This is a genomic window from Cardiobacterium sp. Marseille-Q4385, assembly GCF_916618745.1.
Taxonomy (GTDB): Bacteria; Pseudomonadota; Gammaproteobacteria; order Cardiobacteriales; family Cardiobacteriaceae; genus Cardiobacterium.
In genome coordinates, this window is sequence record NZ_OU745373.1 from 635171 (window position 1) to 649336 (window position 14166).

Sequence of the window (14166 nt, forward strand, 5' to 3'; positions counted from 1 at the left end):
AAATCAATAAGTAAATAATTCTAAAATGGCAATTCTATTCTGCCAACCACGCGGAATTCTATGTTTCTCACGTACTACAACTTGATCGGGCTTGATCGAGATAATCAGGCCATTATTTTTGCCCATGTATTCGCCTTGCACGACATTAACCACACCGGCATCCGGCGTTTGGATCAAAGCTGCACGCCGTTGATTCTTCTTAAGGACAGTACCCACCATCCATAATTGATTTAACTCGTAATTTTCAAGAAAATATTTTTCATGGGGCGTGGGGGCACCGTCACCACAGTCATCATCGGCACAAGCATTAGTACTGCCATCTGCCGGCACACTTGCATCAACTACAAACGACTTTAGTGCAAATGGATCAGCATCTTCCGCGCTATAGACATAAGGATGATACTCCTGGTTCACCGGCAATGGGCCCAAATCCAAATTAGCACTTGGTTTGACGGTATTCTGAGTATCTTGAATAAATTGAGTCGCCTCAGTCTCTGGATTACTTCCGATGAAACCTGTAGCAAAACAGATAGCGAATGGCAATACCGCAAGCTGATACAATATTGACTTATTGGCCATTTGCATTTTCCCCTCCACTATTCTTGAGCTGATTTATATCCTGTTTGAGGAATTCATCCAAATTTTGATTATAGACATAAGTCTGCAACTGACTTTTAATAGCCAATTTATTTGGATCTTTTTCATCAATCTTAATTGACATATCAGAGACATTCAAGATGCGCTGCAAGGCAGATATTCTACTAGTAAATTGAGAAAAGTTCGCATATTTAGTATCTGCATCCAAATCAATAGGCTTAACATCATAGAAGCTCAACTTCACATCAGCTTTTGGCTGGAACTGATTAAAGATAATGTTATTATCAATTCCTGATTCATATACATTATCAATCAAATCAGGCATTTCATCCTGTGAAGGCAGAAATTCCAGTAACGATTTTAGAATAGCAACCAGTTCCGCTGAACGCTCCTGATACTTTGGTAAATCCTGTGTATATTGATATAGCTGCTTATATTTTGCCTTTAAGGAATCAATTTCAACTTGGTTTGCACTCTGTTGCTCCATCAAAGGTTCTCGAACAAATTTATTGTAAACAAAGGCACCAAAACCAATAAGGGCTACCCATAATATGATCTTATAATATATTGGCCAAGTCCCAGGGTTACTGGTATCTAACTGGCCCGGCGATACAAATTTCATCCTTGACCTCCTTCTGTCTTAGTAGGTTCACGCTTTACTTTCACATGAATGACGAATTCTTTTACTTCGCTATTTGGGGGTACGGTAAAACTCTTTTCATCACCAACGGTACCCGTAATTCTTTCCACATCAGCCGGTGGCGAGAAATAGGAAAATTTTTCCATATTACGGATAAATTGTGCTACCGCACTGTCGTTCATTGCAATACCCTTAATTGCAACGCTTCCATCCTTACCAATTTCACCAGCTTGGTAATCTACGGATCGTAAAAAGATAGTTTCTGGTGTGTTTTTTGCAATATAATCAAGCATTTCAGTAACCAAGCCGCGCTGTGCCTGTAATCCTTGAATAACCTCAATCTGCAAATTGACTTGTCTGTTCAATTCCGTCAATCGCTCAACTTCACTTTTAGCTTTAGACAGTTTTGCGGTTTCGCTCTTTATCTGCTCCTTAGCCACTTCCTGTTGTTCTATATAGTTGGTTTCGTACCAATAATTAGCAGCTAATGCAAGCGCACAGGCAATAACTATTGCTATCGTTGCATAGGTGAAGGTTTTTCTTTGCTCTTCGCGGCGTTGTGCCCGCCACGGTTGCAGGTTAAATTTTCTAGCCATTAGTTTGTGCCTTCCATCGCTAAGCCTATTGCCAAGGCATGATTGATACCAGACTGCAAGGTTTCATCTGATCGTTGTGAACCAGACAGTTTGACGTACGGTGCCAGATTCAACAATCTGATGTTATGGGAAACATTTGCAGCCCCCAGTGCTTCTACAAAGCCACTCAGTCGTGAACCACCGCCGGTTAGATAGATAGCCCGGATTGGATCAGCACTCTCGCTGACATTATTGGCTTCGTAGAAATCCATCGCCAAATGCAGCTGTTCTGTGAAGGTCTGCACATAAGGGGTCAGGACTAAATCTCTGTATTCATCGCCAAAGCTGCGGCCAATTTTGCGGTTCTCCGCTGATTCGGCATCAATATCGAAAACGTCCATGATGATTTCATTCACGGTATTACCGCCAATTTGCTGTTCGCGACTGAACAACAGTTCGCCACCTTTGCAAACATAGAAACGGCTGCGGTTAAAACCGATATCAATCAGCATCACGCGCCCTCCCTTACCAACAGCGCTATCGTTTCTGGCGACATAATTCAGAACGCGATTGAAGGCGAAAGCATCAACATCCACATGGGGCGCAGTAAAGGTCTTTGGCAGATTGTTGAGCAGTGCAGTTTTTTCGTCGGCAACGTCACGACGCACAGCAACTACGAGACGGGTACCTCTTTTATTAGGGACTTCGTCGAAGTCAAAATAGACTTGGTCCATGCCGAAAGGGATAGCGTCGTTCAATTCAAGCTCAATAGCACCTTCCAGTTCGTTACCGCGTAGACCCGCATCCACGGTGACTTCCCGCATAATGGCATCACCGGTATTGATATGCAGCACTGGCAATCCTTTGGAAAGCTTTTGTTTTTTCAGGGCACCTGCAACGATTCTGCCCAAGGTAACGCGATCCCGCTGCTGGCGTACATCCGGCGGTATCACTTCGTAAGCGAGGTGATTCGCGGTAAAACTTTTACCGGACTGTTTGACCCGGGCAATTTTGATGCTGTATTGCCCGATATCTACCCCGATAATCTCAGGTTTTCCCAACATATGTCATAACTCCTTTTAAGTCTGCCGCAAGGATGAAACGATTTGAAGGACAATGCGAGGCGTCGTTCTGCCAAGTTCGTTCCCGTTACCGGGTTTCATCGTTACAACAGTCTTGAAACGTTCTTATCAAATCCCAAGCTCAATTTAGCCACTTTCTGAACAAAAATCAATATTCGGTTAGTCTTTTATTAAGCATTTTGCAATGTTTCAGTTCATGCTTATGAAAGGTAAGGGAAATTTTTTCGTGTCCGGAAAACAACAAATTTTGCATGGGCGTATTGTAACATAAATTTCATGTTTGTCTGCACGCCCTTCTCTTGCAATCTTGCGTAGAACCTGCAAGGCGCATAACAACAAATACCCCAAGTTAACGGGGTGTCATATTGTAGAAAGTGTTTGGGATGCGGCGGTTTTCCGACCTCCGCCAAGCGGGATGTTTACTGGCCTCGCCAAGCGGGATGTTTACTGACCTCGCCAAGCGGGATGTTTACTGGCCTCGCCAAGCGGGATGTTTACTGGCCTCGCTAAACGGGATATGTACTGACCCCGCCAAGCGGGATGTTTACTGGCCTCGCTAAACGGGATATGTACTGACCCCGCCAAGCGGGATGTTTACTGGCCTCGCCAAGCGGGATATTTACTAGCCCCGCCAAGCGGGATATTTACTAGCCCCGCCAAGCGGGATATTTACTAGCCCCGCTAAACGGGATATGTACTGACCCCGCCAAGCGGGATGTTTACTGGCCTCGCCAAGCGGGATATTTACTGGCCCCGCCAAGCGGGATATTTACTAGCCCCGCCAAGCGGGATATTTACTAGCCCCGCCAAGCGGGATATTTATTAGCCCCGCCAAGCGGGATATTTACTGGCCCCGCCAAGCGGAATGTTTACTGGCCTCACCAAGCGGGATGTTTATCGGATCAGGTATTTCCACAGGTCTTTAAGGACGACAAAAGCCATCAGCGCATACACCAGTGAGCCGCCGAAGCGCAGTGCCCATTTCATGGTACGTGCGGACAGCGGTTTGCCGCGTATGGTTTCCAGGGCGTAAAAGAGCATATGGCCGCCGTCCAGCAGCGGTACCGGTAGCAAGTTAATGGCCGCCAGCGACAGACTGACCACGCCAAGGAAGTTCAGGAAGATGTCCCAGCCGTAGGTCAGCGTCCGTCCAGCGGCGTCACCGATGGTGATGGGGCCGCCAATGTTATCCAGCGAGACTTTGCCCGCGAACATTCTGCCGAACATGTTATAGGTCAGGCGGGTGTAATAGACGACTTTGCCCCAGCCGTGTTGCAGGGCTTGCCACAGGCCGTAACGTTCGACGGCAACGTAGGCGGATACGTCCGCGCGTTGCCATCGGGTGCCGAGGTAGCCCCGCTGTTTTTCTTTGTCATCGGGACGCACACCGAGGGTGCCATGCAGGATGTGTTCACTGCCATCGCGGATAACGGTTACGCGCACGGCATCGCCCGGTTTGCCGGCGGCGATACTGCGACCAATGCGGATCAGGTCGATGGCTTTGTCGTTAAGCGCGATGATGCGGTCGCCTTTTTTGATACCCATTGCGGCAGCCGGGCTGTCCGGCATGACTTCCGCCACGGTCGCGGGCAACCATTCATCTACGAGGTACAGACCCGTCGCTTCGTCCATTTTCAGCTCGTCACCTTTTTGCAGCCCGCTCAGGTCAAGGCGCAGGACTTCTTCTTGTCCGCCCCGTTCGATGACGATGGTTACGTCATCGCGGCGGGGTGCGCCAACCAGGGCGACGTGAGTTTCGCCGCCGAGTTTGACGTTCTTGCCTTCCACGGCACGAATCAGGTCGCCTACTTGTAATCCGGCGCGGGCAGCGAGGCTGTCCGGCGCGACGTAGGCGACTTCCGGACGCAGTCCCTGTACGCCAAAGAGGTAGAGGGCGGCAAAAACAAGCACGGCGAAAAGCAGGTTGACCGCCGGTCCGGCGAAAGCGATCAGGAAGCGTTGCCAGGCTTTTTTCGCAGCGAAGGTACGGCATTTTTCTGCATCATTGACCGCTTCGCCGTCGCTTTCACCGAGCATTTGCACGTAACCGCCAAGCGGTATCCAGGCGAGGGTGTAGAGGGTGCCGTCTTTTTTGCCGCGCCATTTCAGCAGCGGACGGCCAAAGCCAAGCGAGAAGCGGAGGATTTTGACGTCGAAGCAACGCGCCATCTGGAAGTGGCCCCATTCGTGGATGGTGACGAGGATACCGATGGTGATGGCGAAACCGATGATGCCCCAGAGGATGGGTAAGAGGGAGGTCATAAGGGTACAGGATGTTTGTCAGTAAAGACCGGCGTAAAGAAAACCCGCTGCCCACAGCACCATCGCCGATAGCCAGCTGTCGATGCGGTCAAGGATGCCGCCGTGACCAGGCAGGATGTTGCTGCTGTCCTTGATACCGGCGCGACGTTTCAGCACGCTTTCCCACAGGTCGCCGATGACGGCGTAGATAACGACCAGCACGGTCAGCGACAGGAAGTGGGGCAGCGATAGCGGTAATGACACACACAGCGCCAGCACCACGGCAGCCAGCATCGCCGCAACAAAGCCGCCAATGAAGCCTTCCACGGTTTTTTTCGGACTGATATGTTCTGCCAGTTTGCGTTTACCGTAGTAACGACCGGCGAAGTAGGCACCGATGTCGCTGCACCAGACGATGATGAACAGTCCCAGCAGGCCACCGCCATGAATCTGCTGCCGGATGGCAACGGTTGCCCAGACGAAGGCAAGCAGCATCACGGAACCGATGACGCTGAGGATGCTATCCGAGAGATTGAGGCGCTGATCGCGGCTGTAGCGATAGAGCGCATAGGGCACGATAAACAGCCACAGCAGGCTGGCGATAATCAGGAACCAGAACAACAGGGTCGTGTGTTGCACCTTGCATCCGGCTTCCACCACCAGCAGGCCGAGGAAGGCAAAGGCGGCATTCAACAGGGCAAATTTCCACTGCCGCACCCTGTCCCAGCGCAGCAGATTGCCCCATTCGCGGGCGGCGAGTGCCACCAGCGCCAGCCAGAAGGCATTGAACCAGAAGGTATTGGCGTAGAGGTTGACCCAAAAGAATAGCGGGGCGATGACCAGCACGGTCAGAATTCGATAGAGCAGCATAATAAATAGTCTCAGGAATGCGACAGGGCGCCAAAGCGGCGGTCGCGGTGATGATAGGCGGCGAATGCCGCGTCGAGTTGTGCCTCGCCGAAATCCGGCCAGAGCACATCGGTGAACCATAATTCGGCGTAAGCGAGTTCCCACAAGTGGAAATTGCTCAGGCGCATCTCGCCGCTACTGCGAATCAGCAGATCAACGGGCGGCAAATCAGGCATGGGGCGGTAAGTGGCAAAAGTTTGTTCATCCAGCATGGCGGGGGCGATTTCCCCGGCGGCAGCGGCTTGCGCCAAGCGGCGCGCAGTTTCGATCAACGCCCACTGGCCGCTGTAATTGATGGCCAGCACCACATCCATACACGAACACGCGGCGGTAAGGGTTTCCGCCGCGTCAATCGCGTCACGCAATGAACCGGATAACGGCAGGCGGTCGCCCAGCACGCGCAAGCGGATGTCGTTGCGCTGCATCTTCGCTGCTTCCTCGCGCAGTGCCGCTTCAATCAATTCCATCAGCACCTTCACTTCATGCGGCGGCCGCCGCCAGTTTTCCGTGCTAAATGCGTACAAACTGAGCGTTTTCACCCCGCGCTGCGCGCAAGCGGTGACGACACGATCCACCGCCAGTCGCCCGGCCTTGTGCCCAAACGCCCGCGGACGCAGATGTTGCTGCGCCCAGCGGCCATTGCCATCCATGATGATGGCAACATGGGCAGGCGGGGGAGGCGTGGCGGCCATCAGACCTCCATCAGTTCCTTTTCCTTTTCCGACAACACCTTATCCACCTGCTCGACATATTTATCTGTCAGCTTCTGGATTTCCGTTTCCGCGCGGCGTTCATCGTCCTCGGACGCCTGCTTGTCATTCACCAACTGTTTGACGCTTTGAATGGCATCACGGCGCACATTGCGGATAGCGACCTTGGCCTGCTCGCCCTCGCCACGCACGATCTTCACCAGGTCTTTACGGCGTTCCTCGGTGAGCGGCGGCAGATTAATATGAATCGTCTGCCCGGCGGTGTTCGGGGTCAGGCCTAAATCCGAATTGATGATGGCTTTCTCAATGACGGCAATCATATTGCGCTCCCAGACCTGAATGCTCAGACTGCGGTGATCGGTGACGGAAACATTCGCCGCCTGCGATAACGGCACCATTGAGCCATAATACTCAACCTGCACATGGTCCAGCAGACTCGTATTGGCACGGCCGGTGCGGATTTTGCTCAATTCATGTTCCAGCGACTTGACGGATTTCTCCATGCGGGCGCCGGCGTCCTTAAAAATATCTTGCAACATAAAAACTCCATTAAGCGTGGATAACAGTGCCGACGCCGTCATCAAACACGGCGCGGACAATCTCATCGGGTTTGGTCATATTAAATACCACCAGCGGCATGTCATTGTCGCGGCACATCACCACGGAAGTCGCGTCCATCACATTCAAATTGTCAGCAAGTACCTGACGATAGCTGAGGTCATCGTATTTTACCGCATCATCAAAACGTTTAGGGTCCTTGGAATAGACGCCATCGACCTTCGTCGCCTTGAACATCGCGTCCACTTCCAGCTCGACCGCGCGCAAACTGGCGGCGCTGTCAGTGGTGAAAAACGGATTGCCGGTGCCAGCGGCGCAAATCACCACCCTGCCCTTTTCCAAGTGACGAATGGCTCGGCGACGGATGAACGGCTCGCAGACCTGGTCGATAATCAGCGCCGACATCACCCGCACCGGTACCTCAATCTGCTCCAGGGCATCCTGAATGGCGAGCGCATTCATCAGGGTAGCGAGCATCCCCATGTGGTCGCCCGTCACCCGTTCCATGCCAAGCGCGGCAAGCTGCGCGCCCCGGAACAAATTGCCACCGCCGACGACAATGGCAACCTCTACGCCTGCCTCGGCGAGTTGGCGGATTTCTCCGGCGATACGGCGCACCACATTGGCATCCAGCCCGAAGGCCTGCTCGCCCATCAGCGCCTCGCCGCTCATTTTCAGCAAAATTCTTTTATATTTAGGGGACTTATTGATAGACATGTGAGTTCTCCGACGTTAAAAATCGCCGTGCATTATAGACGCGGCAGTAATACGGGCGACAAAAACCACTTGCCACCCTGCCTTTTACCTCGTTTACCGCACAAAAAAACCGCCGATGGGCGGCGGTTTTGCAGACAAGCGCTGGGCAGATTTATACGCCTTTGGCCTGTGCCATGACTTCGGCGACGAAGTCGGATTCTTCTTTTTCGATGCCTTCGCCCAGTTCGTAGCGGGTGAAACGCACGACTTCCGCGCCTTTTTCTTTCAACAGTTGCTCAACGGTGATGTCGCCGTTCTTGACGAAGCTCTGCCCTTTCAGGGTGACTTCGCTGAACAGTTTTTTCATGGCGCCTTCAACCATTTTTTCGATGATGTTGGCCGGTTTGCCGCTTTGTTCGGCTTTGGCCTGGGCAATTTCGCGCTCTTTGGCGATGAATTCCGGCGACAACGAGGCAGCATCAAGAGCAAGCGGGTTGCTGGCGGCGACGTGCATGGCGATGTCTTTGGCGAGTTCGATGTCGCTGGTGCTGATTTCCACCAGTACACCGATTTTTTTGCCGTGCAGGTAGGAACCAACCACACCGTTACCAGCGTTGTAGGTTTCAAAGCGGCGGATATTCATGTTTTCGCCAATTTTGGCGACGAGTTCGCGGCGGCGTTCGTCAGCAGTGACGCCCGGGGCAAATTCGGCAGCGTTCAACGCATCTACATCGGCGAGATTTTGGCTGCGGGCGATATCAGCGAGGCGCTCGGCAAAGCTGCGGAATTCGTCGCCCATGGCAACAAAGTCGGTTTCGCAGTTAGCTTCGAGGATGGTGACGTGTTTATTGTCGTCACTGGTGGATACGACCAGTACGCCTTCAGCGGCAACGCGGCCCGCTTTCTTGTCGGCTTTGGCGAGGCCGGTTTTGCGCATGTGCTCAATGGCTGCTTCGATGTCGCCCTTCATTTCGACGAGGGCTTTTTTGCATTCCATCATGCCTGCGCCGGTGCGTTCGCGCAGTTCTTTGACCAGTTTGGCGGATATTTCTGACATGGGTACTCCTGAAATAGGGACGGCTGCGGTTGTTATACCGCAGCCTTTTATTCACAGATGGGGATTGAAGAAATGGCGCGCTTTATTCGGCAGCCGGCGTTTCTTCGACAATGACGACTTCTTCTTCGGCCACGACGACAGCTTCTTCCAGCGCTTTTTCAGCGTTTTCACCACCGCCGGTGGTAACAGATGCTTTTGCTTCCTGGATGGTGTCGGCAACAGCGTTCACGTAGAGGTTGATGGCGCGGACGGAGTCGTCGTTACCCGGAATGATGTAATCGACGCCTTCGAGCTGGTTGTTGGTATCAACGATACCGACGACCGGGATGCCGAGTTTTTTCGCTTCCTGGATAGCGATGTGTTCATGGCCCACGTCAATGACGAACAGAACGTCAGGCAGGCGGCGCATGTGGCGGATACCGGTGAGAGAGCGGGCGAGTTTGTCGCGTTCGCGGCCGAGTACGATGACTTCTTTTTTCACCAGTTTCTGGAAGGTGCCGTCTTCGCCCATGCGTTCAATGGCTTCAAGACGGTTGACGGACTGGCGGATAGTTTTGAAGTTGGTCATCATCCCGCCGAGCCAGCGGAAGTTGACGTACGGCATACCGCAACGGGCAGCAGCGGTGCCAACAGCTTCGGAGGCGCTGCGTTTGGTGCCGACGAACATGACGGTGCCGCCACTGGCGACGACGGTGCTGACGAAATTCAGCGCGTCGTTGAGCATCGGCACAGTTTTTTCGAGGTTGATGATGTGAATGTCGCCCCGTTTGCCGTAGATATACGGCGCCATTTTCGGGTTCCAGAAACGGGTGCGGTGTCCAAAGTGCGCGCCTGCTTCGAACAGCTCGCGCATACTGACTTTACTCATTTGATTCTCCATTAAAGGGTTAAGCCTCCAAACGCGTGATCACCCCAACCGTTAAGGCACCCGGGGCGTCAATTACCGCGTTTGTGTGTTTTAGTTGCCAGAAAGGCGCGCGCTTTATACCATAGCCGCCCTTGATTACCAAACAGAAAATTCCATGACCATCACCCTGAAAAGCGACGCAGATTTGGCAAAAATGCGCGTCGCGGGACGCCTTGCCGCCGATGTCCTCGACATGATCGAGCCTTACGTCGTCCCCGGCGTCACCACCGCTGAACTTAACCGCCGCTGCCACGATTACATGGTCAACGAGCAACACACCATCCCCGCCTGCCTCAACTACGGCAGCCCGCCGTTTCCCGCGTCCACCTGCATCTCGGTCAACCACGTCATCTGCCACGGCATCCCGTCCGACAAGACCCTGAAAAACGGTGACATCGTCAATATTGACGTCACTGTCATCAAAGACGGCTGGCACGGCGACACCAACCGCACCTTCCTCGTCGGCGAGACCGGCGTCCTCGCCCAGCGCCTGGTGGACATCACCTACGAAGCCATGTGGCGCGGTATCCGCTGCGTCCGCCCCGGCGCGACCCTCGGCGACATCGGCCACGCCATCCAGCAATTTGCCGAAAACGAACGCTTCAGCATCGTGCGCGAATTCTGCGGTCACGGCATCGGACGCGGCTTCCACGAAGACCCGCAAGTCCTGCACTTTGGTCAGCCGGGTAAAGGCACCGTCCTCGAAGCGGGCATGACCTTCACCATCGAGCCGATGATCAACGCCGGCAAGCGCGACCTGAAAATCCTCAATGACGGCTGGACCGTCGTCACCCGCGACCGCTCACTGTCCGCACAATGGGAACACACCCTGGCGGTGACTGCTGACGGCTACGAAATCTTCACCCTGAGCGCCGCTGAACGCGCACGCGGCATCAGCCCCACCGGCACCGTCCCACCCGCCGACTGACCATGCAGACCTACGACGACTACACCGCCTACCTCAACGCGCGCCTCGCCCGCTACACCCGCCAGCAAAGCGCCACCTTTGCCCGTCGCGTCGCCCGCGCGCTTGCTGCCGACCTGCCCGACCCGACCTTTGCCACCGTATACCCCTACCTGCGCCCGCACCTGTGTGCCCTCTACGAAGAAATCAGCGAAGGCAGCTGGCGCCTTACCCACATCGGTGACGCCCTGAACGCGCTGGCGGAAGAAGGCGGCGTGCCAGATGGCAACATCCTCGCCTTCCACAACGCCCTCGAATACTGGTACAACATCCACGACCCAGCCAGCGACCACCGCGCCGAAGCCGCCGCCTGTGCCGACCAATACATGGCCCAGGCCGACCTCAACATCAGCGGCGACCCGCCCGACGACGCCCACTGGCTCACCCACCCCGCCATCAACGCCGCCTTCCGCCGCCTGCAACAATGGCTCCCCCCCGACAAACCCTGACCCTGCTGCCTGACTGGCAACCGGCAGAACCGCCCGCCCCGCCTGACACCGAAGCCCGCCGCGCGCGCGACTACCTGCGCGGCCTGCGCCCCGCCCTCGCCGCGCACATCAAAGGCCGCGACTACGACGTGCACCGCCTCGTCGCCCACTACACCGCACAAATCGACCACATCCTCACCGCCCTCTACCGACAAACCATCACCAACCCCGCCATCCGCCTCTACGCCATCGGCGGCTACGGACGGGGCGAACACTTCCCCGCCTCCGACACCGACATCCTCATCCTCGCGCCGGATAACAGCACCGTCGCCGACCACGCACAAATCGAAACCTACATCGCCCACCTCTGGCAACTCGGCCTCAACATCTCCCAACACGTCCACCACGACCGCGACCTCAACGCCGCTGCCAGCGCCGATACCGACCTGCTCACCGCCTTGCTCGAAAACCGCCAGCTTGCCGGCGCACCGCGCCCCATCGACCCCGCCCGCCCGCCGCTCATCGCCCGCACCGCCTACATCCGTGCCAAACAACAAGAACAACGCGCGCGCGACCACAAAGAAGAAGAAGAACACGGCCAACTCGAACCCGACCTCAAAAACGGCTGCGGCGGCCTGCGCGACCTGCACATGATCCGCTGGCTCAGTGCCTACTGCTACCATGACCACAGCTACACCACCCTCATCGCCAAAAACCTGCTCACCGCCAACGAAGCCGCCGCGCTGGACGAAAGCCGCGACACCCTCTGGCGCATCCGCTTCGCCCTGCACAGCGGCAGCGCGCACCGCAAAAACACCCTCGACTTCGGCCAACAACAACACCTCGCGGCGACCTTCGCCTACCACGACCAGCGCAACTACCCGGCCATCGAACAACTCATGCAGCACTACTACCGCCACACCATGCGCATCCGCCGCATCAACCAGCGCGTCGTCAGCCTCATCGAAGCCGACCACCAGCCGCCGCAGCCCGCCATCCCGCTAAACAGCGACTACGCCGCCAAAAACAACAAACTCATCCTGCGCCACCCCGAAAACCTCAACAACAAACCGCACCAACTGTGGGACATCTTCCACTACCTACAACAAAACCCCACCATCAACGACCTGCACCCCGACCTCGTCCGGCAAATCCGCCGCTCACGCGACCGCCTCACCGACATCGCCACCCGCCGTGACGCCGACGACCGCCGCTGCTTCCTCGCCCTGCTTGCCCAGCCCGGCAACGTCTACCCCCAACTCAAACGCATCCACCAATACGGCCTGCTCTACCGCTACATCCCCGCCTTCGCCTACATCACCGGCCGCATGCAATACGACCTCTTCCACCAGCACACCGTGGACCAGCACACCCTCAACCTCATCAACACCCTCGACCAACTCGTCCGCCCCGACCCCGCCTACCCAGAAGCCGCCGACACCCTGCGCCGCCTCAAACACCCTGCCATCCTCTACCTCGCCGCCCTCTTCCACGACATCGGCAAAGGCTACGACGGCGACCACAGCGACATCGGTGCTCAAATCGCTGACCTCTACGCCCGCGAAAACGACGCCATCAGCCCGGCCGAACGCGACCTCCTCGTCTACCTCGTCAAACACCACCTCGACCACAGCCACACCGCGCAAAAAAAAGACCTCGCCGACCCGGCCACCATCGCCGAATACGCCGCCCGCTTCCCGCAGCGCGACTACCTCGACTACCTCTACCTGCTCACCATCGCCGACATCCGCGCCACCAACCGCAACCTCTGGAACAACTGGCGCGCCAGCCTCATCCACAACCTCTACCGCCAGACCCGCCACCTGCTCGAACACCAAGAACACAGCCTGCATACCCGTCACCAGGCCGAACGCGAACGCGCCAAAACCCTCATCAAAAACGCCCAACCCGCCGCCATCGACGCGCTATGGGCCAACCTGCCGGACGCCTACTACCTCGGCGAAAGCGCCGAACACATCGCCGCCAAAACCGAACACCTGCTCGCGCGCGGCGACGCCCACGCCGTCAGCCTGAGTGCTGACTACCCGCCGCGCCTCATCATCAGCAGCCCGCATCCGGCGGACATCCTCTTCGCCCGCGTGACCCACTACCTCGAAAAACACAACCACAACATCCACGAAGCGCGCCTGTACAGCACCCACGACCACCGCCTCACCATCCAGCAATACACCCTGGACGACACCCCGCCGCCCGCACCTGACCTTGCCGCCGACCTCGAACACCACATCGCGGACGACCGCCCGCCGCCGCCACTTGGCGCACGCCTGCCCAAACCCGCCTACCGCCACATGACCGTGCCCGCCCACGTCAATATCACCCACGACCCCGACCACGAGCGCACCACCCTCGAACTCGCCTGCAAAGACCGGCACGGCCTGCTCTCACACATCAGCCGCATCCTGCTTGCGCATCACATCCACATCAGCCACGCCAAAATCGGCACCTACGGCGAAAAAGTCGAAGACACCTTCCACCTCACCGACAGCGAACACCGCCCGCTGACCGACCCCGCCACCATCGCCGCCCTGCAACAAGACCTCATGCAGGCACTGCAATAGCGCCAACCCCGCAACTCCCCGCTTGGCGACTGCCCAGAATCCAGGGTTTATCCCGCTTGGCGCCCTACCCTTCCCACGAACCCAGGTTTTATCCCGCTTGGCGCGCGCAAAATCCCGAACCTTGTACGGAAAGAATCCCTTCCCCCGCTTGCGGGGGACGGGGCTCCCATGAAAAAAATGCTCGCATTTTTTTTCATGGGTACCCGGGAAGGTGGCCGCAGGC

General features: G+C 55.9%; 14 protein-coding genes. 3 read left to right on the forward strand and 11 right to left on the reverse strand.

The genetic code is table 11. The features are described 5' to 3' along the window. Positions 1 to 3 precede the first annotated feature (3 nt). The 11 genes from LG374_RS03065 to rpsB form a co-directional block, all read right to left on the reverse strand. Positions 4 to 585, reverse strand: a complete 582-nt coding sequence (locus LG374_RS03065; RefSeq protein WP_225756336.1) for a pilus assembly protein PilP — start codon at positions 583 to 585, stop codon at positions 4 to 6. Continuing rightward, positions 569 to 1219, reverse strand: a complete 651-nt coding sequence (locus tag LG374_RS03070; RefSeq protein WP_225756337.1) for a type 4a pilus biogenesis protein PilO — start codon at positions 1217 to 1219, stop codon at positions 569 to 571. Before LG374_RS03070 ends, LG374_RS03065 begins: the two co-directional genes overlap by 17 nt. Continuing rightward, a complete protein-coding gene (locus tag LG374_RS03075) occupies positions 1216 to 1833 on the reverse strand; it encodes a PilN domain-containing protein (protein WP_225756338.1) in 618 nt (205 codons plus the stop codon). Before LG374_RS03075 ends, LG374_RS03070 begins: the two co-directional genes overlap by 4 nt. Further along, positions 1833 to 2876 carry a type IV pilus assembly protein PilM gene (gene pilM / locus LG374_RS03080; protein ID WP_225756339.1) on the reverse strand — a complete coding sequence of 348 codons (1044 nt, stop codon included), beginning with the start codon at positions 2874 to 2876 and terminating at the stop codon, positions 1833 to 1835. Before pilM ends, LG374_RS03075 begins: the two co-directional genes overlap by 1 nt. Before the next feature lie 912 nt (positions 2877 to 3788). Beyond that, entirely contained in the window at positions 3789 to 5156 is a 1368-nt protein-coding gene (rseP, locus tag LG374_RS03085) for an RIP metalloprotease RseP (protein ID WP_225756340.1), read from the reverse strand. 18 nt (positions 5157 to 5174) lie between these two features. Continuing rightward, positions 5175 to 6005, reverse strand: a complete 831-nt coding sequence (locus LG374_RS03090) for a CDP-archaeol synthase (RefSeq protein ID WP_225756341.1) — start codon at positions 6003 to 6005, stop codon at positions 5175 to 5177. Between the two features lie 11 nt (positions 6006 to 6016). Beyond that, the gene (gene uppS / locus LG374_RS03095) at positions 6017 to 6736 is read right to left on the reverse strand and encodes a polyprenyl diphosphate synthase (protein WP_225756342.1); all 720 of its coding nucleotides are present in this window, start codon (positions 6734 to 6736) and stop codon (positions 6017 to 6019) included. Continuing rightward, positions 6736 to 7293, reverse strand: coding sequence for a ribosome recycling factor (frr, locus tag LG374_RS03100; RefSeq protein WP_225756343.1), 558 nt, complete (start codon positions 7291 to 7293; stop codon positions 6736 to 6738). Before frr ends, uppS begins: the two co-directional genes overlap by 1 nt. A 10-nt stretch (positions 7294 to 7303) precedes the next feature. After that, the gene (gene pyrH, locus LG374_RS03105; protein WP_006985902.1) at positions 7304 to 8029 is read right to left on the reverse strand and encodes a UMP kinase; all 726 of its coding nucleotides are present in this window, start codon (positions 8027 to 8029) and stop codon (positions 7304 to 7306) included. A gap of 151 nt (positions 8030 to 8180) precedes the next feature. Beyond that, positions 8181 to 9065: a translation elongation factor Ts gene (tsf, locus tag LG374_RS03110; protein WP_225756344.1), complete on the reverse strand. Its 885-nt coding sequence runs from the start codon at positions 9063 to 9065 to the stop codon at positions 8181 to 8183. A gap of 82 nt (positions 9066 to 9147) precedes the next feature. Further along, positions 9148 to 9933: a 30S ribosomal protein S2 gene (rpsB, locus tag LG374_RS03115; RefSeq protein WP_225756345.1), complete on the reverse strand. Its 786-nt coding sequence runs from the start codon at positions 9931 to 9933 to the stop codon at positions 9148 to 9150. A gap of 154 nt (positions 9934 to 10087) precedes the next feature. On the opposite strand from rpsB, the gene map reads away from it, so the two are divergent. From map to glnD, 3 genes are read left to right on the forward strand one after another with little or no spacing between them, the layout of a single operon-like run. Beyond that, positions 10088 to 10900: a type I methionyl aminopeptidase gene (gene map / locus LG374_RS03120; RefSeq protein WP_225756346.1), complete on the forward strand. Its 813-nt coding sequence runs from the start codon at positions 10088 to 10090 to the stop codon at positions 10898 to 10900. A 2-nt stretch (positions 10901 to 10902) separates the two neighbouring features. Then, positions 10903 to 11385, forward strand: a complete 483-nt coding sequence (locus LG374_RS03125; protein ID WP_225756347.1) for a hypothetical protein — start codon at positions 10903 to 10905, stop codon at positions 11383 to 11385. Next, a complete protein-coding gene (gene glnD, locus LG374_RS03130) occupies positions 11361 to 13943 on the forward strand; it encodes a [protein-PII] uridylyltransferase (RefSeq protein ID WP_225756348.1) in 2583 nt (860 codons plus the stop codon). Before LG374_RS03125 ends, glnD begins: the two co-directional genes overlap by 25 nt. Positions 13944 to 14166: the final 223 nt, after the last annotated feature.

What these genes read in the sequence shown, in the direction of transcription:
- tsf (WP_225756344.1), bottom strand. Translation starts at nt 9,065, where the DNA reads ATGTCAGAAATATCCGCCAAACTGGTCAAAGAACTGCGCGAACGCACC.
- uppS (WP_225756342.1), bottom strand. Translation starts at nt 6,736, where the DNA reads ATGGCCGCCACGCCTCCCCCGCCTGCCCATGTTGCCATCATCATGGAT.
- LG374_RS03125 (WP_225756347.1), top strand. Translation starts at nt 10,903, where the DNA reads ATGCAGACCTACGACGACTACACCGCCTACCTCAACGCGCGCCTCGCC.
- LG374_RS03090 (WP_225756341.1), bottom strand. Translation starts at nt 6,005, where the DNA reads ATGCTGCTCTATCGAATTCTGACCGTGCTGGTCATCGCCCCGCTATTC.
- frr (WP_225756343.1), bottom strand. Translation starts at nt 7,293, where the DNA reads ATGTTGCAAGATATTTTTAAGGACGCCGGCGCCCGCATGGAGAAATCC.
- pyrH (WP_006985902.1), bottom strand. Translation starts at nt 8,029, where the DNA reads ATGTCTATCAATAAGTCCCCTAAATATAAAAGAATTTTGCTGAAAATG.
- rseP (WP_225756340.1), bottom strand. Translation starts at nt 5,156, where the DNA reads ATGACCTCCCTCTTACCCATCCTCTGGGGCATCATCGGTTTCGCCATC.
- LG374_RS03065 (WP_225756336.1), bottom strand. Translation starts at nt 585, where the DNA reads ATGCAAATGGCCAATAAGTCAATATTGTATCAGCTTGCGGTATTGCCA.
- rpsB (WP_225756345.1), bottom strand. Translation starts at nt 9,933, where the DNA reads ATGAGTAAAGTCAGTATGCGCGAGCTGTTCGAAGCAGGCGCGCACTTT.
- pilM (WP_225756339.1), bottom strand. Translation starts at nt 2,876, where the DNA reads ATGTTGGGAAAACCTGAGATTATCGGGGTAGATATCGGGCAATACAGC.
- LG374_RS03070 (WP_225756337.1), bottom strand. Translation starts at nt 1,219, where the DNA reads ATGAAATTTGTATCGCCGGGCCAGTTAGATACCAGTAACCCTGGGACT.
- LG374_RS03075 (WP_225756338.1), bottom strand. Translation starts at nt 1,833, where the DNA reads ATGGCTAGAAAATTTAACCTGCAACCGTGGCGGGCACAACGCCGCGAA.
- glnD (WP_225756348.1), top strand. Translation starts at nt 11,361, where the DNA reads ATGGCTCCCCCCCGACAAACCCTGACCCTGCTGCCTGACTGGCAACCG.
- map (WP_225756346.1), top strand. Translation starts at nt 10,088, where the DNA reads ATGACCATCACCCTGAAAAGCGACGCAGATTTGGCAAAAATGCGCGTC.